We start from the raw sequence: 19,951 nt of genomic DNA, 5'->3' as shown, positions 1-19,951 counted from the left end.
TTACAGTTTCTTAGATCATTTAGTCTTTGCTTCAGCCAGTCCTCGGCCCGCCTGATTCGGAGCTTCATGATGAAACTGCACTTTTCCATTCGCCTGCTGGTGGCCCTGTCTTTGACTGGCGCTTCATATCTGGCTCAGGCGGCGGACTTCACCGTTGCCTACCAGACAACCGTCGACCCGGCCAAAGTCGCCCAGGCCGACAGCGCTTATGAAAAAGCCACCGACTCAAAGATTGCCTGGCGCAAATTCGAGAATGGCGCGGATGTGATTACCGCCATCGCGTCGGGTGACGTGCAGATTGGTTACCTCGGCTCCAGCCCGCTGACCGCCGCCGCAACGCGCAAGCTGCCGGTGGAAACTTTTTTGATCGCGACCCAGATCGGCGCCGCTGAAGCATTGGTGGCTCGCAATGGTTCCGGGATCAATTCGCCGCAAGACCTGATCGGCAAGAAAATCGCCGTGCCCTTCGTGTCCACAGGCCACTACAGCCTGCTGGCAGCGCTCAAGCACTGGAACATCGATCCGGCGAAAGTCACCATTCTCAACCTCGCGCCGCCCGCGATTGCCGCCGCCTGGAAACGCGGTGATATCGACGCGACTTACGTCTGGGACCCAGCGTTGGGCGTCGCCAAGGAAACCGGCAAAGTGCTGATCACCTCCGGCGAACTGGCCAAGGTCGGCGCGCCAACGTTCGACGCCTGGATCGTGCGCAAGGATTTTGCCGACAAGCACCCGGAAATCGTCAAGGCCTTCGCCAAGGTGACGCTGGACGCCTACGCCAGTTACCGCAAAGACCCGGTCGCCTGGCTGGCGAACAGCAGTAACGTCGACAAAGTCGTGAAGCTGTCCGGCGCCAAGGCTTCGGATGTGCCCGCGCTGCTGCAAGGCAATGTGTATCCGCTGGCCGCAGATCAAGCCGCATTGCTCGGCGCGCCGACCATTGAGGCGGTGACCAAGACGGCAGCGTTCCTCAAGGAACAAGGCAAGGTCGACGCGGTATTGGCCGACTACGCACCCTACGTCAGCGCCAGATTCGTCACCCAGTAAGCAAAGCCATTAGAGGAGAATCGACGATGGCTTTGCTCAAACTGGAGCGCATCAGCGCACAGTATCCCGGTGCGACCGAACCGGTGCTGGCGGACATTTCCCTGAGTCTGGGGCCGCAGCAGCTACTGGTCGCCCTCGGCCCTTCGGGCAGCGGCAAGACCTCGTTGCTCAACTTGATTGCAGGCTTCGTCAGCCCCAGCGCCGGCCAGATCACCCTGGACGGCGTCGCCGTAAACGGCCCGAGTGCCGAGCGCGGCGTGGTGTTCCAGGACGATGCGCTGCTGCCATGGCAGGACGTGCTGACCAACGTCGCCTTCGGCCTGGAACTGGCAGGCCTGCCGCGCACCGCGCGCGAAGCCAAAGCGCGGGAAATGCTGGCGCTGGTGGATCTGGCCGGGTTTGACCAGCGGCGCATCTGGCAGCTGTCCGGTGGCCAGAAACAGCGCGTTGGCCTGGCGCGAGCGTTGGCGGCGGATCCTCGGGTCTTGCTGATGGATGAACCGTTCGGCGCGCTGGACGCCTTCACCCGGGAACAGATGCAAGAGTTGCTGCTGCAAGTCTGGCAACGCACCGCCAAACCTGTGTTCCTGATTACTCACGACATCGAAGAAGCAGTGTTCCTCGCCACCGACCTGATCCTGCTGGCGCCCAATCCCGGACACATCGCCGAACGCCTGCAACTGGATTTCGGCCAACGGTATGCGGCGGGCGAATCGGCGCGGGCGATCAAATCCGATCCGCGCTTTATCGACACCCGTGAACATGTGCTCGCCACCGTGTTTTCCCAACGAGGCATCACTCGGGAGCAACGCGGATGAAAAGCTATGAATTGAGCAACCCGACGAGCAAAACCGCCGACCCTGCGGCTCCTGCCCTGCCCTGGCAACTGAGTACCCGCTCAATCAGCGTGCTGACCCTGATCGTGTTGCTGACTGCCTGGTGGGCCGCCACGGCGGGTCAATGGATCGACCCGCTGTTTCTGCCGCCGCCTTCGGCCGTGCTGGAAAAAGGCTGGTTGCTGATGACCAAAGGCTACATGGATTCGACGCTGTGGCAGCACTTGGGCGCCAGCCTGCAACGCATCGGCCTGGCATTGGGGATTGCCGTGTTGATGGCGATTCCGGTCGGCATCGCCATCGGTCATAACCGTATTGCCCGGGGTATTTTCGACCCGTTGATCGAGTTCTATCGACCGATTCCGCCGCTCGCCTACCTGCCTTTGATCGTGATCTGGTGTGGCATTGGCGAGTTTTCCAAAGTGTTGCTGATTTACCTGGCGATTTTCGCGCCCATCGCGATTTCTACCGCCACCGGTGTGCGCACCGTGGACCCGACCAAACTGCGCGCCGCGCAATCCCTCGGTGCAACGCGCTGGCAATTGATTCGCCACGTCATCCTGCCCAGCGCCCTGCCGGAAATCCTCACGGGCGTGCGTATCGGCCTGGGTGTCGGCTGGTCGACGCTGGTCGCCGCCGAAATGATCGCCGCCACCAGCGGGCTGGGCTTCATGGTGCAATCGGCCGCGCAATTTCTGGTCACCGATGTGGTGCTGCTGGGCATTCTGGTGATCGCCCTCATCGCCTTCGCCATGGAAATGGGCCTGCGCGCGCTGCAACGCAAGCTGGTGCCGTGGCATGGGCAGAGTCATTGATTTCAGCAGAGGAAACCTCAGCAAGTAGGAGCGAACTTGTTCGCGAAGTGGCGTGCCTGACACACCGCCTCGCCAACTAGTTGGCTCCTATAAGGATTGTATTATTTCAATCGATTCGAACATTCCCATGACCCTGCACATCTCCCCCATCACCCCGGCCCTTGGCGCGCAGATGAGTGGCGGATTGACGACTACCGCCCGCAGCGGCGAGTCATGCATCGCGCGACTATTCTGGGCGGTGTCCCGACCTGAACGGATTAAGGTCGGCAACTGAGATCCACCCCATAGCGCCCCGCCTGAGATCCCACTCTTGACCACTGACGAGAACCGCATGCAACTGTCCCCAGCAGCCGATGTAGAACAACGTCCCCGCCCAACGTCCGCCAAGGCTCGCCGATTGAAACCGCTGCTGCGCCTGGACGATTTTGAAGCCGCCGCTGAAAAACATCTGCCACGACCCATCTTTGGTTATGTGGCGGGCGCCGCCGAAGACAATCAGTCGCTGGCCTGGAACCGCGAGGCGTTCACCGATTATGCGTTTGTCACCCGCTCGCTGGTGGACATCTCTCGACGCAGCCAGACCACGGAGCTGTTTGGCCAGACGTTCAACTCGCCTTTTGGCATCGCGCCCATGGGCATCAGCGCGCTGTACGCCTATCGCGGCGATCTGATCCTGACCCAGGCCGCCGCCGAGGCGAACATCCCGATGATCATGAGCGGCTCGTCCTTGATCCCGCTGGAGGACGTCGTCAACGCCAATCCGCAGGCCTGGTTCCAGGCTTATCTGCCGGGAGACGAGCCGGATATCATCGCGCTGGTGCAACGGGCGCAGACGGCGGGTTTCAAGACGTTGGTGATTACCGTCGACACGCCGGTTCAGGCCAATCGCGAGAACAACCTGCGCGCCGGTTTCTCCACGCCATTGCGGCCAGGCATTCGGCTGGCCTGGGACGGCATCACCCATCCGCGATGGCTGTTCGGCACGTTCTTTAAAACCCTGCTCAAGCACGGCATGCCGCATTTCGAAAACAACTATGCCCACCGCAGCGCACCGATCATGTCCTCGACCGTTGGCCGGACCTTTGCCAATCGCGGTCATCTGAACTGGGCGCATCTGCAACGGGTTCGCAGCCTTTGGCCCGGTACGCTGGTGATCAAGGGGATTCTGCACAAAGACGACGCGATCAAAGCCTGCGAGTACGGCGCCGACGGGATCATCGTTTCCAACCATGGCGGCCGACAGCTGGACGGCGCGGTCGCTCCGCTGCATGTGTTGCCCGGCATCGTCAAGGCCTGTCCGAATGTCCCGGTGATGCTCGACAGCGGTGTCCGGCGCGGCACCGATGTGCTCAAGGCCCTGGCGCTGGGGGCCAGGTTTGTCTTCGTCGGTCGCCCGTTCGCCTTCGCCGGTGCGGTGGCCGGCCAGCAAGGAATTGCCCACGCCATCGATCTGCTCGCCAACGAAGTGTCCCGCGACATGGCCATGCTCGGCGTGTGCTCGGTGGCGGAGCTGGGTCCGACGCAGCTGCTGCGCAAACCTCAATCGGGCTTCGAACCGCTAGGATAACCATGCAACTTTTTTATAATTACCTTAGAAGATAATAGAATTTTACACCACGCCCTCATATCCATATGTTGTAACGATGGATCCGGACGCTCAGGTTTTTTCATCGTCCGGACGCTGCCCTGATCCCATTCATGAACCTGTAAGGAACGTTCTTCATGACTATCGAATTCATCGGCTACATCGCTACCCAACCCGGATCGGAGATTCACCCGCGCAGCGGCCCGACCATCCAGCCCGACTACGTTGCCAAGGTTGCCAAGGCTCACGAAGACGCCGGTTTCGACCGTGCGTTGGTGGCCTACCATTCCAACAGTCCGGACAGCGCTTTTGTCGCGGCGCATGCCTCCAGTGTCACCAGCAAACTCAAGTTTTTGATCGCCCACCGTCCCGGCTTCATCTCGCCGACCGTGGCTGCCCGCCAATTCGCAACGTTGGACGTATTCAACGGTGGCCGCACCGCGATTCACATCATCACCGGCGGCGACGACAAGGAGTTGCGTGCTGACGGCAGTCACATCGGCAAGGACGAGCGTTACGCGCGTACCGATGAATACCTGGGCATCGTGCGTCAGGAGTGGACCAGCGAAAAACCGTTCGATCATCAAGGCGAGTACTACCAGTTCGAAGGCGCGCATTCGCAGGTGAAATCCCCGCAACAGCCGCATATCCCGGTGTACTTCGGCGGATCGTCGCATGCCGCCATCGCCGTGGCCGGCAAGCATGCCGACGTGTATGCGCTGTGGGGCGAGACTTACGATCAGGTGCGCTCGGTGGTCAAGCAGGTGCGTGAAGAAGCCGCCAAACACGGGCGTACCGTGCGTTTCAGCCTGTCACTGCGGCCGATCCTGGCCGATACCGAAGAACAAGCCTGGGCGCGCGCCGACAGCATTTTGCAAAAAGCCACGGCCATCGCGCAGGCCAATGGTTTTGTGCGCCGCGAACCGCCCAATGAAGGCTCCCGTCGCCTGCTGGCCGCCGCCGCCCAAGGCTCGCGCCTGGACAAACGCCTGTGGACCGGCATCGCCGGCCTGCTGGGTGCGCAAGGTAATTCGACTTCACTGGTGGGCACGCCGGAACAAGTGGCCGAGGCCTTGCTGGACTACTACGACCTGGGCATCACCACCTTCCTGATCCGTGGTTTTGACCCACTGGACGACGCCATCGACTACGGCAAGAAACTCATCCCCCTGACCCGCGAACTGGTCGCCCAGCGCGAACGCGAGGCGCAAGAGCGAGTGGCTTGATCACAAGCACAAACAAAAAAGAGCGGCCAAGGCCGCTCTCTTTATTTGTAAATGAGGCTCGCTCCAACGGCCGAGATTCAGAGCTTGGCAATCGACACTTCTGTGGACTTAACAAAAGCGATGACTTCGCTGCCGATCTTCAATTCAAGATCATGCACCGAACGGGTGGTGATGACTGAAGTGACGATGCCCGACGCGGTTTGCACGTCGATTTCCGAAACCACCTGGCCTTCGACGATGGCGCTGATGACACCTTTGAACTGGTTGCGAACGTTGATTGCCTTGATGGTCATGTGAATGTTCCTCGGGAATTGACGGGATGTTGCACATAAGGTGCGCGAGCCCATCAACATCCACAAGGAATGAATAACTATGTTTTTATTCCTAAAAGGTATATAGCGAATTCATCAGGCAAACCGGAAGTGTTTGCCCAGCAACAGCAGCCCAACAGATTGCTTCAACAGCACACAGTTCATGCCCACCCCTCTGCCGCTTGCCCGTTGAAAACGCTGCCCCTCAGCATGTGGCACAGAGCCTGCATTATTCCATTTATGCAGGAGCGCAGCTCTTAACTGCGAATTTCTGAATAAGAAAATAACGCTATCGCCTTGCCTGGCTTGCCTCTACGAGAGAACCCTCCGATGAAAAATCCTGCTCGATTCCCCTTCCCCGGCGCTCGCTACTTACTCGGTGCCTGCGCGCTTGCCATCGGCCTGCAATCCTGGGCTCAGGCCGCCGAAACCACGCCCGCTGAAGTGCATCTCGATTACGCGTATTACTCGCCGGTGAGTCTGGTGCTCAAGCACTTCGGCTGGCTGGAGCAGGCGCTGCCGCAAACCAAGGTCGGCTGGGTGTTGAGTCAGGGCAGCAACCGCTCGCTGGAATACCTGAACAGCGGCGGCGTCGATTTCGCTTCGTCAGCCAGCCTGGCCGCCGTGTTGAACCGCGCCAACGGCAGCCCGATCAAGTCGGTGTATGTCTACAGCCGCGCGGAATGGACCGCTTTGGTCGTGCGCAAGGATTCGCCATACAAAACCGTGGCCGATCTGAAGGGCAAGAAAATCGCCGCCACCAAGGGCACCGATCCTTACCTGTTCACCCTGCGCAGCCTGCAAAAGGCCGGCTTGAGCAAGGATGACGTAGAGCTTGTGCACCTTCAGCATCCGGATGGCCGCACCGCGCTGGAAAAAGGCGATGTCGACGCCTGGGCCGGGCTTGATCCGCACATGGCCGCGAGTCAGGTTCAGGCCGGTTCGCGCTTGCTGTATCGCAACACCGACTTCAACAGCTATGGCGTGGTCAGCGTCACCGAGAAGTACGCCCAAGAGCACCCGAAAACTATCGAGACGGTGTTGAGCGCCTATGAAAAAGCCCGGGAATGGTCGGTCAAGCACCCGGATGAACTGGCGCAGTTGCTCGCCACTGAATCCGGCCTGCCGCTGGAAGTCGCCAAGCTGCAACTGTCGCGTACCGATCTGAGCACGCCGCAGCTGAGCAGCAAGGACGTGATCGCGTCCAAGGCCGCTGCGCCGATTCTGGTCTCGGAAGAACTGGTGCGTCGTGGGGTGAACGTCGATCAAGTGATCGATCAGTTGATCGATACCGGCTTCAGCAAAACCCTGACCGCCAGCAAGTAAACCCGGACGGCGGCTGCCGGAGAAAGCCATGAACAGCAAAACCAAAGCACTGCCAGCGGACCTGGCGCAAGACCAATCCAGCCCGCCGCAGGTCGCTCGGCGATCAGCATGGATCCGCCGTTTGAAAGGTCTGGCCCTGCCGTTGGCGATTATTGTTGTGCTGGAAATCGTGGTACGCATCGGCTGGCTGCCGTCTTATCAGATGCCAGCACCCAGCGAAATCGCCGTCACCCTTGGCGATCTGGCGGAAGGCGCGCTGTGGAAACACATCAGCGCCAGTCTGCTGCGGGTGCTGATCGGCTTTGCCATCGGCGCCAGCCTGGCCTTGATCTTCGCCGCGTGGGTGGGGTTGAGCCGGGAAGCCGAAGCGTATCTGGAACCGACGTTCGCGGGTCTGCGTTCCATTCCAAGCCTGGCCTGGGTGCCGCTGCTGCTGTTGTGGCTGGGCATCGACGAAACTTCAAAGATCGTGCTGATCGCCATCGGCGCCTTCTTCCCGGTTTATCTCAATGGCGTCGCAGCGATCCGCGACATCGATCGCAAGCTGGTGGAAGTCGGGCAAATGTATGGCTTCAGTCGGCGCCGTCTGGTGCGGCGGATTCTGCTGCCCGCCGCCCTGCCCGGTTTGTTCACCGGGTTGCGCAGCGGCATGAGCCTGGCATGGATGTTTCTGGTCGCCGCGGAATTGATTGCCGCCACCAAAGGCCTGGGCTACCTGCTCAGCGATGGCCGGGAGACCTCGCGTCCGGACATCGTGCTGGCCGCGATTATCGTGTTGGCGGTACTCGGCAAACTCAGCGACGGAGTGCTCGCCGGGCTGGAAAAACGCTATCTGGCGTGGCGCGACACTTTCACCGGCCAAAGCGCAAAGGATTGAATCATGCCCGAACCCCTGCTGGATATCCGCGTCGAGCGCAAGACGTTCGACACCACCACTGTGCTGCACAACGTTCATCTGCAATTGCACGCCCGCCAGGTCATCAGCCTGCTGGGCCCCAGCGGCTGCGGCAAAAGTACTCTGCTGCGCATCGTTGCCGGGCTGGAAAAGGATTACCAGGGCGAGCTGCGCAGCACCGCCGGGGAAGTCGCGTTCATTTTCCAGGAACCGCGCCTCATGCCCTGGCTGACCGTGGAGCAGAACATCGGCTTCAGTGACGACCGCCATTACGACAAAGCCTGGGTCGCGCAGCTGATCGAGGAAGTCGGCCTGACCGGCTTTGCCCAGGCGCTGCCTAAAGCCCTGTCCGGCGGCATGGCTCAGCGTGTGGCGATTGCTCGCGGTCTGTACTCGCGGCCCAACGTGTTGTTGCTCGACGAACCGTTCAGCGCGGTGGACGCTTTCACCCGGATGAAACTCCAGGACCTGCTGCTGCAACTGGCGCACCACCACGCCATTGCGCTGCTGCTGGTCACCCACGACGTCGATGAGGCGCTGTACCTGAGCGATCAGGTGCTGGTGATGGGCAATCGGCCAAGCAGCATCCGCGAACAATTGCCGGTGGATCTGGCCCATCCAAGGGACCGCCGCGACCCGCTGCTGGCAAGCCTGAAAGCCGCCGCGCTGACCCAGTTGCAGCATGCGCATGTGATTTGAAAGCCGCTCTTCGTCCTGTAGGACCGGCTTCAGCCGGGAGAACGTTCTCCCGGCTGAAGCCGGTCCTACAGATCCTGACACAACCCACTATGTCCTACCAAAATCCGAGTACGCCATGTCCAGACCCATCGAGAAACGCCGCTCCATTCTCCGCCGGCCGCTGTTGGCCGGTCTTGCCGTCGCTGTCACCTGGTCGTTGATGTTGCCCGCCCAGGCTCAGGAAACCCTGCGCATTGGTTATCAAAAGTCGTCGACGCTGATTACCATCCTGAAAACCCAGGGCACGCTGGAGAAAGCCTTGGCCAGGGAAAACATCGCCGTGAGCTGGCACGAGTTTCCGAGTGGCTTGCCGCTGCTGGAATCCCTGAATATCGGCAATGTCGACATCAGCGCCGATGTAGCCGATACCGTGCCGATTTTCGCCCAGGCGGCGCAGGCCAAACTGACGTATTTCGCTGAAGAAACCCCGTCACCTGCTGCCCAGGCGATTGTCGTGCACAAGGATTCGCCGCTGCTGCAGCTCGCAGACCTCAAAGGCAAGAAAGTCGCGGTAACCAAGGCCGCCGGCAGCCACTATTTGCTGATCGCCGCGCTGCAAAAGGCGGGTTTGAAATTCTCCGACATCCAGCCGGCCTACCTGACTCCCGCCGATGGCCGCGCCGCCTTCGAAAACAACAAGGTCGATGCCTGGGTGACCTGGGAACCCTTCCTCACCAGCGTGCAGCGGCAACTGCCGACACGCACCCTCGCCGACGGCACGGGCCTGGCGACGTACAAGCGCTATTACCTGACCAGCACCAGCTACGCCAAAGCGCACCCGCAAGTACTGAAACTTGTCTATGCGCAACTGCAACAAGCCGGCAGCTGGGTGAAGAACAATCCCCGTGACGCAGCACAGTTGCTCGGTCCGCTGTGGGGCAATCTGGATGCGGCCACCGTAGAAATCGCCAACCAGCATCGCAGCTATGACGTGCAACCGGTCAAGGCCGATCAGCTGGGCGAGCAACAGAAAATCGCCGACGCATTCTTTGCCGCCGGCCTGCTGCCCAAGGCAGTCGATGCCAAGGATGTGGATATCTGGAAGCCTTGATTAAAGCCGTTCAACGTTCCCGGCGCAGCAGCTGACGCTGAGACGCCGGGAACAGAGCATTTGCTCAGCGAACATTGGCAAAGCGGCGCAGGTGCTCCTGCACCGGCTGGGCATTTTCAACAGCATGGCTCGCGTCGTGGTCAACACCCAGCAAGCCGAGCAAACGCGTGCGAATCCCCTGAAATCCCGCCTGCGCGGTGCTGCGCTGCCGTGGCAGATCAATGCGTAGCTCGTCGGCGATCTTGCCCTGATTGAGCACAATCACTCGATCCGCCAACAGAATGGCTTCGTCCACATCGTGAGTTACCAAGAGCACTGCTGGCGTGTGTGTGCGCCATAACTCAATGATCAACTGATGCATGCGAATTCGGGTCAAGGCATCCAGCGCGGCGAAGGGTTCGTCCAGCAACAGCAACTTAGGTTCTCGCACCAGCGCACGGGCCAGGGCCACTCGCTGCGCCTCGCCGCCAGATAAAGTGGCGGGAAAAGCGTCGACCCGATGAGTCAGGCCGACTTCGCTCAAGGCCTCCAGCGCACGATCCTTGGCGTTATCGATATCCAGGCCCAGCACCACGTTTTTCCAGGCACTTTTCCACGGCATCAGGCGCGGTTCCTGAAACACCGCAGCGCGGGCGGTTGGCACCCGCAACTTGCCGCTGTCAATATCATCAAGGCCCGCCAAAGCGCGCAGCAAGGTGGTCTTGCCCGAACCGCTGGCACCCAGCAAGGCGACGAATTCACCCGGCGCGATATCCAGATCGAGCCCGTCGATCACCCGTTGCGGGCCAAACTGACGGACCACGTTGCGCAGTTGCACAGGTGCGATGTTGCCGGAAACCGGATGAAAATCAGGGTGCAGCAGGTCCAGGGCAGCCATGTTCAATTCCTCACGAATGTTGGACGCCAGGCCAGCGCATAGCGCTCCAGCGTGCGGATGATGGTGTCGATGACCAGTCCGAGGATGCTGTAGATCAGCAGGCAGATGACAATCACGTCAGTGCGCATGAAGTCTCGCGCGTCACTGGCCAGATAGCCGATGCCTGCGGTGGTGTTGATCTGTTCGACGAACACCAGCGCCAGCCAGGAAATCCCCAGGGAGTAACGCAGGCCGACAAAAAACGACGGCAAGGAACCGGGCAGGATCACGTGCCAGATCAGCTGGCGGCGATTGAGTCCCAAGGTATTGGCCGCCTCGATCAACTTGGGATCGATATTGCGAATACCGGAAAACAGGTTGAGGTACACCGGGAACGTGGTGCCGGTAACGATCAGCGCGACCTTGGTAAACTCGCCGATGCCAAACCAGAGGATGAACAGCGGCACCAACGCCAGCGAAGGAATGGTGCGCAACATTTGCATCGGCGAATCGAGAACCACTTCGCCGCGCTTCGACAGACCGGTGATCAGCGCGGCAACCACGCCGATGCACACGCCAATGCTCAAGCCCAGCAAGGCTCGCTGCAATGACACCCACAGGTGCGTGGCCAACTCGCCGGACTCGATCATCGCCCACAGCGTGCCGCCAATCTGCGACGGCGCGGCGATGACCCGTGCCGGCAGCAGACCGGTTTGCGAGGCCACCTCCCAGAGCAGCAGCAAGGCGATGGGGCTCAGCAGACGCAGGACAAAATCCGGCGCTTTCCAGCGCTCGCTGTTTGCCCGACGCTGCGTCGCCGAATCAAGGGGTGCAGCTTTATCAATTGTCAGAAAGCCCGCGTCGGCGTCTCGAACATCCAGATTTTTTGCAGACATCGGCGTCTTCCTGAAAATGCGGTGGGCCAGGCCCATAAACGGTTGACTGCGAAAAGCCCCAGTTACTCCTTATAGGACGTATCGGTCCGCTCAAGCTCGCGAATCAGTGCGTTCCAGTGACGGGCAACACCCGGCCCGTGACCATCGGAAAATACTTTGGCTTGCTCTTCGACCTTGGCCACGACTTCGGCAGGCGGATAGATCAACTCGGCATTGCCGGCCGACTGAGCGGCGATCTGGATATTGCAGGCGTATTCCAGGCGGTGCAGTTGCTGGAACGCATGTTCGACGCTGACCCCGCCGGTCAACAGGCCGTGATTGCGCAGGATCATCACACTCTTGTCGCCCAGATCCGCCACCAGTCGCTCGCGCTCATCCAGATCCAGCGCCACGCCTTCATAGCCGTGATAAGCAATGCGCCCCGAAAAACCCAGAGAATGCTGGGAAATCGGCAACAGTCCGCCTTTCTGCGCAGAAACCGCAATGCCATCGCGAGTGTGAGTGTGCAGAACCGCGACCAGATCGTGACGTGCCGCGTGAATTGCGCTGTGAATGACGTAGCCGGCGTAGTTGATGCCCAGGCCGGTAGGATCGTCGACGATGGTGCCGTCGATATCGACCTTGACCAGATTCGAGGCGCTGATTTCATCGAACAACAAGCCGAAGGCGTTGATCAGGAAATGTTCTTCCGCGCCGGGCACGCGAGCGGAAAAGTGCGTGTAGATATGGTCGGTCCAGCGTTTCTGCGCCGCCAGTCGATAGGCCGCCGCCAGCTTGACACGCACCTCCCACTCTTCTGGCGTGACGCGCTCACGCACGCTTGCGGAACCGGTAACGTTGGAATGGACAGGTAATGCGCTGACGTTGCTCATGGCTTGGCTCCAAGGGCTCAAAAAAGTATTGAAGTAGCCTAAGCGCATAAGAAAACATTTAAAAAGCACATTTTAATCTAAGCTAATTATGAAATTTGTTTATTTGTTATCGCGTTCTGCAGGAACGAGCATTTCAATCTTCTCGTCAACCAGTAGGCCCCTGCAGCGGGCAAGCCAGAGCCGCAAATGCATTTTCGTTATAACCTAATCATTAAAAAGTAGCATATTAACAACAATCATTATGCTTATATGTTTGCACCGTCGGCATCTTTAATAACCGGCCCCATCCCCAGTTAGCCGGACTTCCCTACCCGACCCCTCTCCAGGCGGAGGTTAACCATCCATAACAAAGAGAGGTTCCATCGCCATGTCCGCAATCCTCGAAAAAGCCCTTCAGTCACAGCATGACCACCCTGCTGCTCCACTGCAGATTGTCCGTTCGTTGCAGGTCAACCGCCTGGAACCTACCATCGGCGCAGAGATTTCCGGTGTCGATTTACGCCAGCCGATCACTGCCGCGCAGCGCGATGAAATCCGTGCGCTGTTGCTGGAACACAAAGTGATTTTCTTCCGCGACCAGGACATCGATTCGGCGCAGCAAATCGCCTTCGCTCGTGAGTTTGGCGAACTGTATGTGCATCCCACCACGCAACAGAACGACACCAGCAAACCCTTCGCCCACCTCATTGAAGCCAAGGACGCGCGCAAGCTGTACGGACCCAACACCACCGGCCGCTGGCACACCGACACCAGCTGGCTGTTGAAGCCGACGTTTGGCGCGATTCTGCGCGCCGTGGATTTGCCGCCAGTGGGTGGCGATACGGTCTGGGCGGATGCCGGGGCGGTGTATCGCGCCTTGCCGGAAGCCTTGCGCGAGGAAATCGACACACTGCAAGTGGTCCACGACTTCAAGAAATCCCTGGATGCGGTGGGTTATCACTACCCGATCCTCGCCCATCCGCTGGTGCGCACGCATCCGGAAACCGGGGAAGACAGCCTGTTCATCAACTTCTCGCAGAACCCTTCGATCATTGGCTGGGAGCCCGCGCGCAGCAAGCAGCTGGTTGAGCGCCTGCATCAGGAATTCAATAAACCTGAGCATCAGGTGCGCTTCAAATGGCGCAAGCATTCCATCGCTTTCTGGGACAACCGCGCCACCCTGCATTACCCGATCTACAACTACGGCGACTACCCACGACGCATGGAACGGGTGCTGATCGCCGACGACGACATTCCCCACCGCGTGCGGCGCACCGCGCAGGACTAACGAAGCAGCCATTCTATTTGTAGGGGCTCGATTGTTCGTAGGAGCGGCTTCAGCCGCGAAAGCTTACTTCCGGCTGAAGCCAGTCCTACAACACAAGCGCGCACCAGTCGGCCCAGTGATATCCGGGTTTTTCAAGGAAGCGGTAGACATGCAAGCCATCAAACCCCGAAAGAACAACGAATACATGGCCTACGCAGCGCTGAGCCTGCTGGCCAGCAGCATTCAGGTGCAGGCCGCCAGCAACGAAGGCAAGGCCAGTGCCGACCAGACATTGAACACCGTAGTAGTCACCGGCAATCGCGGCGGTCAGGCGCGGACCGTGGCCGACAGCCCTTCGCCCATCGATGTGATCAGCGCCGAGCAACTGCAGGCCAGCGGAAAGGTCGGGCTCAAGGAATTACTCTCGCGTCTGCTGCCATCCTTCAATCTGCCGGCCATCAATGGCGGCGGCACATCGTGGTCGGTGCGCGGCGTGACCATGCGCGGCTTGTCCGGGGATCAAGTGCTGGTGCTGGTCAACGGCAAGCGTCGTCACAACACCGCGCTGATCAACAACCTGGCGCGAATCGGCACGGCGGCGGTGCCGGTCAACCTCGACCTGATTCCGGTTTCTGCCGTGGACCATATCGAAGTGCTGCGCGACGGCGCTTCGGCGCAATACGGCTCCGACGCCATCGCCGGGGTGATCAATATCATCCTCAAGGAAAGCGACAACGGCGGCAGCGCCGAAACCAGTTTCGGACGCTATGGCAGTGGCGATGGCGACACCACGCACCAGATGTTCAATTACGGCTTGCCACTGCCCAACGATGGCTTCCTCAATCTGGCCCTGGACAGCAAGGTGCAAGAACCCTTTAGCCGCTCCGGCAGCGCCACCGGCAACTTGTACGGCTCGGCCGGCCGCCCCGACAGCCGCGACCAGACGGTTGATCCCCATGGCTGGAACCCCAGTTACGGGCTGGGCCGCGAGAAGGTCACCAACGGCAGCTATAACCTGGAAATCCCGCTGCAGGATGATCTCAAGTTCTATTCGTTCTCGACCTTCAGTTACATGGAAACCACCAAAGTCACCGGCAACTATCGGCCCAACGAAATCACCTCGCTGGCCGGCGACCCGGATACGCCTTACCCGGACGGCATCCACGCGCAACGTCGTAACCGCACCAAGGATTTCCAGATTGCCGGTGGCTTCAAGGGTGAAGTGGGCGGCTGGAATTACGACGCCAGCTCCACTTGGGGCGAAGACGATTCGACGCTCAATGCCAATAACACGATCAACCCGTCATGGGGGCCGACCAGCCCCACTTCGTTCAATCTGGCGTCGCAGATCTTCGATCAGTGGACCAACAACCTGGACTTCAATCGCAGCTTCGACATCGGCATGAAAAACCCGCTGCAAGCGGCGTTCGGCTTCGAGCACCGCTTCGAGCGCTTTGAAATCGAAGCCGGGGATTACGCCAGCTATACGCCGGGTAATTACATTCTGCCCAGCGGCCCGTTTGCCGGACTGACGCCTTTGCCGGGCCTTGCCTCCTACAACGGCACCAGCACTGCAGATGCCGGCAGTATCAGCCGCAACAACGTCGCCAGCTATTTTGACCTGGGCCTGGACGTGACAGACAAGTGGTACCTGGGCGTGGCCGGTCGCTACGAGCATTACACCCAGGACATCGGCAGCACCTGGAGCGGCAAGTTCTCGACGCGCTATGAAATCCTGCCCGGCCTGGCCCTGCGCGGCACGGTCAACAACGGCTTTCGCGCGCCGTCGCTGGCGCAGACGATTTATGCCTCTTCTACTTTCACCTCGGCGGGCGTAGTCAACGGCCAGCAAGTCTCGGTGCCAGTCAAGGTGCTGCCGGTGGACAGCGCCGAGGCCAAGGCGCTGGGCGCGGAACAGCTGAAGCCGGAGAAATCCCTCAACTACAGCTTCGGCGTGACCTTCGAACCCACGGACAACTATCGCCTGACCACGGATTTCTATCAGATCGCGATTCGTGACCGCATTGTTTCCACCAGCCTGCTGGGCGGCAGCGCGGTGTCGCAAATTCTCGCCGCCAACGGCCTGTCGCCCTCGCTGTATGCGCAGTACTACACCAACGCCGTGGACACCCGCACTCGCGGCGTCGATGTGGTCAACGAGTTCAGGCAGAACCTCGGTCAATACGGTCTGGTGCGCTGGAGCGCGGCCTACAACTGGAACCAGACCAAGATCGAGAAACTCCAGGCCAACCCCGCCGCACTGACCGGCCTTGGCTCGCAATACCAGCTGTTTGATCGACGTTTGCAAAAGGATCTGACCGTCGCCACGCCGCAATCGAAGCTGATTCTGGCCTCCAACTGGAAGGTCGACGATTACGACCTGAATCTAACCGTGACCCGCTTCGGCAGTTACACCGAAGGGGACAATAACCCGGTCAACGACCGCACCTATTCGGCGAAATGGATCACTGACCTGGACGTCGCCTACGCCATGAGCAAAAGCCTGACCCTGGCCTTGGGCGCAAACAACCTGTTCAACGTCTACCCGGACAAGAAAGGCATCTCCGATTGGGGCGGCGCATACAAATACGGCCAGTTCTCGCCCTTTGGTTTCGGCGGTTCGTATTACTACACGCGTCTGGCTTACAACTTTTAATCAGAGGAAATTCCCATGAGCGAATCACTGAATCAACTGCTGGCCGATCTGCACAGCGAACGCCTGACCAGCTGGGCGCCATAAGCCTTGCAGGTCAATATCGATCAACGCCAGACGCTGGTGGATGCCGCCAAGCATGCGCGCTTCGTGCAGGTTGGCGATCAGGCACCGGATTTCACATTGCAGAATGTCGAAGGCGGCACTTTCAGCCGCGATCAACTCATCGCCTACGGCCCTGCTGTGCTGACTTTCTTCCGTTTCGCCGGGTGCCCGGCCTGCAATATTGCCCTGCCCTATTACCAGCGCCAGCTATTCCCCAAATTGCAGGCGCTTGGCGTGCCGTTGATTGCCGTGAGCCCGCAAGTTCCCGAACGTCTGATCGAGATCAAACAGCGACACGGTCTGGAGTTTGATGTCGCCACGGATACCGATAACGTACTGGCTCGGCAGTTGGGGATTCTCTACAGCTTCCACGAAGCCTCACGCGCGGCCTCGTTGAGCAAAGGCAACGGCATCGGCGAAGTCACCGGAACCGGAACCTGGGAATTGCCGCAACCAACGGTCGTGGTGATCGATGGCCACGGTCAGGTGATCTTCGCCGACGTCAGCCCGGACTGGCTGGTGCGCACTGAAGCCGGGCCGATCCTGCAAGCTGTGGCGAATGTGCTGGATGATCGGGCGGTGCAATTGGCGGTGTGATTGTTGCGGAAGAGGAAATCTGTTGGAGCGAGCGGGCGGCGTTCCGACTTGCCCGCGAACCAGGCGCTTCGGTGGCCCAGATCTACCGCGTCACCGTTCTTCGCGAGCAAGCTCGGCTCCCACAGATTCAAGTCGCTTTGGCTTTTGATCTTGATCTGCCCCGTCGGAAGGCCGAGCGCAGGTTTTGCGCAGTGGGCAACCCGCTGCGGTAGCGATCAATAACCCCGCTGAAAATCCACCTCTTGCGTCAACGGATCATCCTGATGAAAGCGGCGCAGGTTGTCGGCGAATTGCTCGATGATGTTGCCCCACAGATCGCCCGTCGCCGGGGAAACGTGGGGTGACAATCTGACCTGCGGATGGGCGTAAAACGGGTGGTCCGCCGGGGTGGGTTCGATCTGGGTGACGTCCAGACTTGCACTGGCGAGGAGGCCCTGGTCCAACGCAGCGATCAGCGCGGTTTCGTCGATCAGGCTGCCCCGCGCGATGTTGATCAGGTGCAGGCCGGGTTTGGCGTGGCGCAGCAGTTCGCTGTCGACCAAATGCCGGGTATCGCCAGTTGCCGGCGCGGCGAGGACCACATGGTCGGATTCGGCAAACAGTGCTTGCAGGCTCGACGCACGCTCCACGCCCGGCACATCAAAAGGCTTACCCGAGCGATTCAGCGCAATCACCTTGATCCCCAGCGCCAGTGCGCGACTGGCCAGCGCACTGCCGATCGCCCCAAAACCGACAATACCCAACACGCTGCCGCTGACCCGTTGCAAGGTGAATCGCTGCCATTGGGAGACGTCCTTGATCCACACCTGCGGAAAGTTCTTGGCCCCGGCAAAAATCGCCGCCAGGGCGAACTCCGCCACCGCCACCGACGAAGTGCCCCGGGCTGAAGACACCTTGGGCACCTCGAACAACCAGTCGGGATAAGTATCGATGCCGGACGACGACAACTGCACCCATTGCAGCTTGAAGGGCCAGCCTTCGGGCCTCGCCGGTTGCTCGGTGGTGCCCGGTTTGATCAGCGGGCGCGCCAGCAGAATCGTCGCTTCGGCAGGGATCGACTGCGGTAAGCCGGGCCCGATGCCAATGATGGTGTGCTCCGGCAAACGCTGGCGCAGCAGCGCGTTGAGCTCTTCGTCGTGCTGACTGGCTATTACGGTCTGTGTCATCAATTACCTCGTGCCGATGGCTGGGCGTACAGGAATTCAGCGGCGCTGTGCATCAATGCGCCACTTCTAGGATTTGCTGGGCAACGTTGCTTTGACTGACCTGCTGCGCACTCGCGGTATGGCGATTGAGCGGGACCGGCAGCCCGAGATGTCCGCGCAAGGTGTCGTGGCTGTATTCGGTGCGGAACAGCCCACGCTCACGCAGGATCGGCAGGACCTTGTCGGCAAACGCGGCAAAATCGCTGGGCGCGGTGAGGCGGATATTGAAACCGTCCACCGCACCTTCGACGAACCAGCGCTCGATTTCATTGGCCACGGTCAGCGGCGAGCCGACGAAGCTCGAATAGCGGGTGGCGAAGCGCAATGCGGCCTGGCGCAGGGTCAGGCCTTGTTCGCGGGAAGTGTTTTTGATGTGTTCGGCATGTCCGCGATAACCGTTGCTGCCCAGCTCGCCCAGCTCGGGAAAGGGTTCGTCCAGCGGGTATTGGCTGAAGTCGTGGTAGTTGAACGGCCTGCCCAGCTCCACCAAAGCCTTGTTCAGGTCCAGTTCGCCGTGCAAGTCACGTTCGATCTGCCGCGCTTGCTCGTCGGTGTCGGCAATGATCGGCGCGATGCCAGGCAGGATCACCACGTGGTCGGGGTTACGACCGGCCAACGCAGCGCGCTGCTTGATGTCCTGGTAATAGGCCTGGGCATCTTCAAAATTGTCCACGCCAGCGAAGATTCCTTCGGCGAAATCCGCCGCCAGGGCGCGGCCCGACTCGGAAATACCGGCCTGGAAGATCACCGGCTGACCCTGCCTGGAGCGCTGGATATTCAACGGGCCGGTGACAGAAAAGAACTCGCCTTGATGGTCAAGACGATGTTGGCGACGCTTATCAAGGAAAGTCCGGCCTTGCTTGTCGCGGGGGAAGGCATCGTCTTCGTAGCTGTCCCACAAACCCTGCACCACTTCAATGTGCTCGCGGGCACGGCGATAGCGGTCAGTGTGATCAATGTGCTGTTCGCGACCAAAATTACCGGCAGCGCCTTCAAGCCCGGTGGTCACCACGTTCCAACCGGCACGGCCGTTGCTGATCAAGTCAAGCGACGCGAACTGGCGCGCGACGTTGAAAGGTTCGGTGTAGGACGTGGTCAGGGTCGCCACCAGACCGATCTTGGAAGTGGCTCCAGCAACGGCTGACAGCAGCGTCAACGGCTCCAGTCGATTGAGGTAATGCGGCGCCGATTCCGGGGTGATGTACGGGCTGTCGACGATGAATACCAGATCGAATTTCGCCGCCTCGGCCTGCTGCGCCTGACGCCGGAACCAGTCGATGTCGACGCTGGCATCACCGGGAATTTCCGGATTCAGCCATTCGTTCTGAGTGGTGCCAACGCCCGTGAGAATGGCCCCGAATTTGAGTTGTCGCTGCTTCGCCATGCTGAATGTCCCCTTTGTCGTGGCGGCTAACAAGCCGGGTTCGGGGATGAACATAAGCGCTGGACGCGAGCCTGTGAAATGCCGAAGGGATCTAACCTAATATGATTTTAGGTTATCAAATATCCAGAATTAATTAGAGGATAGCATAATCATCGAAACGATTTTTATCGCATTAGGAAGTAAGCCACGCTCCAAGGACTGCGGAATGGGGGTGAAAACGGGTCCGGCACAAGGAAATTTAACGGCCATATCGTTATTCATTATTGTTATTTAAATAATTTTTCTTATACCTATATTGTTTAGCCCT

18 protein-coding genes are annotated in these 19,951 nt (G+C 59.8%); 12 read left to right on the top strand and 6 right to left on the bottom strand.

Features of this window, described 5'->3' with window-relative positions; genetic code table 11:
• Positions 1 to 69 precede the first annotated feature (69 nt).
• The 5 genes from tauA to CFII64_RS08135 all read left to right on the top strand — a co-directional run bounded on the left by tauA (position 70) and on the right by CFII64_RS08135 (position 5,509).
• On the top strand, positions 70 to 1,047 hold the full coding sequence (gene tauA, locus CFII64_RS08155) for a taurine ABC transporter substrate-binding protein (protein WP_020290316.1): 978 nt from the start codon (positions 70 to 72) through the stop codon (positions 1,045 to 1,047).
• Between the two features lie 26 nt (positions 1,048 to 1,073).
• Entirely contained in the window at positions 1,074 to 1,865 is a 792-nt protein-coding gene (gene tauB, locus CFII64_RS08150; protein ID WP_020290315.1) for a taurine ABC transporter ATP-binding subunit, read from the top strand.
• Positions 1,862 to 2,698: a taurine ABC transporter permease TauC gene (tauC, locus tag CFII64_RS08145; RefSeq protein ID WP_020290314.1), complete on the top strand. Its 837-nt coding sequence runs from the start codon at positions 1,862 to 1,864 to the stop codon at positions 2,696 to 2,698. The genes tauB and tauC overlap by 4 nt, the downstream gene beginning before the upstream one ends.
• 331 nt (positions 2,699 to 3,029) lie before the next feature.
• Positions 3,030 to 4,265: an alpha-hydroxy acid oxidase gene (locus CFII64_RS08140; RefSeq protein ID WP_084488248.1), complete on the top strand. Its 1,236-nt coding sequence runs from the start codon at positions 3,030 to 3,032 to the stop codon at positions 4,263 to 4,265.
• A gap of 155 nt (positions 4,266 to 4,420) precedes the next feature.
• Entirely contained in the window at positions 4,421 to 5,509 is a 1,089-nt protein-coding gene (locus CFII64_RS08135; RefSeq protein ID WP_020290312.1) for an LLM class flavin-dependent oxidoreductase, read from the top strand.
• 77 nt (positions 5,510 to 5,586) lie between these two features.
• Here the strand turns inward: CFII64_RS08135 and CFII64_RS08130 are convergent, their stop codons facing one another.
• Entirely contained in the window at positions 5,587 to 5,802 is a 216-nt protein-coding gene (locus CFII64_RS08130; RefSeq protein ID WP_020290311.1) for a molybdopterin-binding protein, read from the bottom strand.
• 348 nt (positions 5,803 to 6,150) lie between these two features.
• Here CFII64_RS08130 and CFII64_RS08125 point away from each other — a divergent pair, with 348 nt between their 5' ends.
• The 4 genes from CFII64_RS08125 (at position 6,151) to CFII64_RS08110 (ending at position 9,830) form a co-directional block, all read left to right on the top strand.
• On the top strand, positions 6,151 to 7,146 hold the full coding sequence (locus CFII64_RS08125; protein ID WP_020290310.1) for an aliphatic sulfonate ABC transporter substrate-binding protein: 996 nt from the start codon (positions 6,151 to 6,153) through the stop codon (positions 7,144 to 7,146).
• Between the two features lie 28 nt (positions 7,147 to 7,174).
• Positions 7,175 to 8,023, top strand: coding sequence for an ABC transporter permease (locus CFII64_RS08120; protein ID WP_020290309.1), 849 nt, complete (start codon positions 7,175 to 7,177; stop codon positions 8,021 to 8,023).
• A 3-nt stretch (positions 8,024 to 8,026) separates the two neighbouring features.
• The gene (locus tag CFII64_RS08115) at positions 8,027 to 8,740 is read left to right on the top strand and encodes an ABC transporter ATP-binding protein (protein ID WP_020290308.1); all 714 of its coding nucleotides are present in this window, start codon (positions 8,027 to 8,029) and stop codon (positions 8,738 to 8,740) included.
• 115 nt (positions 8,741 to 8,855) lie between these two features.
• Entirely contained in the window at positions 8,856 to 9,830 is a 975-nt protein-coding gene (locus CFII64_RS08110; protein ID WP_020290307.1) for an aliphatic sulfonate ABC transporter substrate-binding protein, read from the top strand.
• Between the two features lie 64 nt (positions 9,831 to 9,894).
• On the opposite strand, the gene CFII64_RS08105 is transcribed toward CFII64_RS08110, so the two are convergent.
• The 3 genes from CFII64_RS08105 to CFII64_RS08095 form a co-directional block, all read right to left on the bottom strand.
• A complete protein-coding gene (locus CFII64_RS08105; RefSeq protein ID WP_020290306.1) occupies positions 9,895 to 10,707 on the bottom strand; it encodes an ABC transporter ATP-binding protein in 813 nt (270 codons plus the stop codon).
• A gap of 2 nt (positions 10,708 to 10,709) precedes the next feature.
• The gene (locus CFII64_RS08100) at positions 10,710 to 11,582 is read right to left on the bottom strand and encodes an ABC transporter permease (RefSeq protein ID WP_020290305.1); all 873 of its coding nucleotides are present in this window, start codon (positions 11,580 to 11,582) and stop codon (positions 10,710 to 10,712) included.
• A 62-nt stretch (positions 11,583 to 11,644) separates the two neighbouring features.
• Positions 11,645 to 12,454, bottom strand: a complete 810-nt coding sequence (locus tag CFII64_RS08095) for a class II aldolase/adducin family protein (RefSeq protein WP_020290304.1) — start codon at positions 12,452 to 12,454, stop codon at positions 11,645 to 11,647.
• Positions 12,455 to 12,821: 367 nt separating this feature from the next.
• Here CFII64_RS08095 and CFII64_RS08090 point away from each other — a divergent pair, with 367 nt between their 5' ends.
• The 3 genes from CFII64_RS08090 (at position 12,822) to CFII64_RS08080 (ending at position 17,055) form a co-directional block, all read left to right on the top strand.
• Positions 12,822 to 13,721, top strand: coding sequence for a TauD/TfdA family dioxygenase (locus tag CFII64_RS08090; protein ID WP_020290303.1), 900 nt, complete (start codon positions 12,822 to 12,824; stop codon positions 13,719 to 13,721).
• A 148-nt stretch (positions 13,722 to 13,869) separates the two neighbouring features.
• Complete coding sequence (locus CFII64_RS08085; RefSeq protein ID WP_020290302.1) at positions 13,870 to 16,356, top strand: TonB-dependent siderophore receptor; 2,487 nt, start codon at positions 13,870 to 13,872, stop codon at positions 16,354 to 16,356.
• 87 nt (positions 16,357 to 16,443) lie between these two features.
• Positions 16,444 to 17,055, top strand: a complete 612-nt coding sequence (locus tag CFII64_RS08080) for a peroxiredoxin-like family protein (protein ID WP_020290301.1) — start codon at positions 16,444 to 16,446, stop codon at positions 17,053 to 17,055.
• Between the two features lie 215 nt (positions 17,056 to 17,270).
• On the opposite strand, the gene CFII64_RS08075 is transcribed toward CFII64_RS08080, so the two are convergent.
• The gene (locus CFII64_RS08075) at positions 17,271 to 18,221 is read right to left on the bottom strand and encodes a D-isomer specific 2-hydroxyacid dehydrogenase family protein (protein WP_020290300.1); all 951 of its coding nucleotides are present in this window, start codon (positions 18,219 to 18,221) and stop codon (positions 17,271 to 17,273) included.
• A 52-nt stretch (positions 18,222 to 18,273) separates the two neighbouring features.
• On the bottom strand, positions 18,274 to 19,644 hold the full coding sequence (locus CFII64_RS08070) for an LLM class flavin-dependent oxidoreductase (RefSeq protein WP_020290299.1): 1,371 nt from the start codon (positions 19,642 to 19,644) through the stop codon (positions 18,274 to 18,276).
• Positions 19,645 to 19,951 lie beyond the last annotated feature (307 nt).

Source organism: Pseudomonas sp. CFII64 (genome assembly GCF_000416235.1).
Classification (GTDB): domain Bacteria; phylum Pseudomonadota; class Gammaproteobacteria; order Pseudomonadales; family Pseudomonadaceae; genus Aquipseudomonas.
The sequence above is the reverse complement of the archived record's forward strand: the minus strand, read 5'-3'. Positions and strand labels throughout refer to the sequence as shown.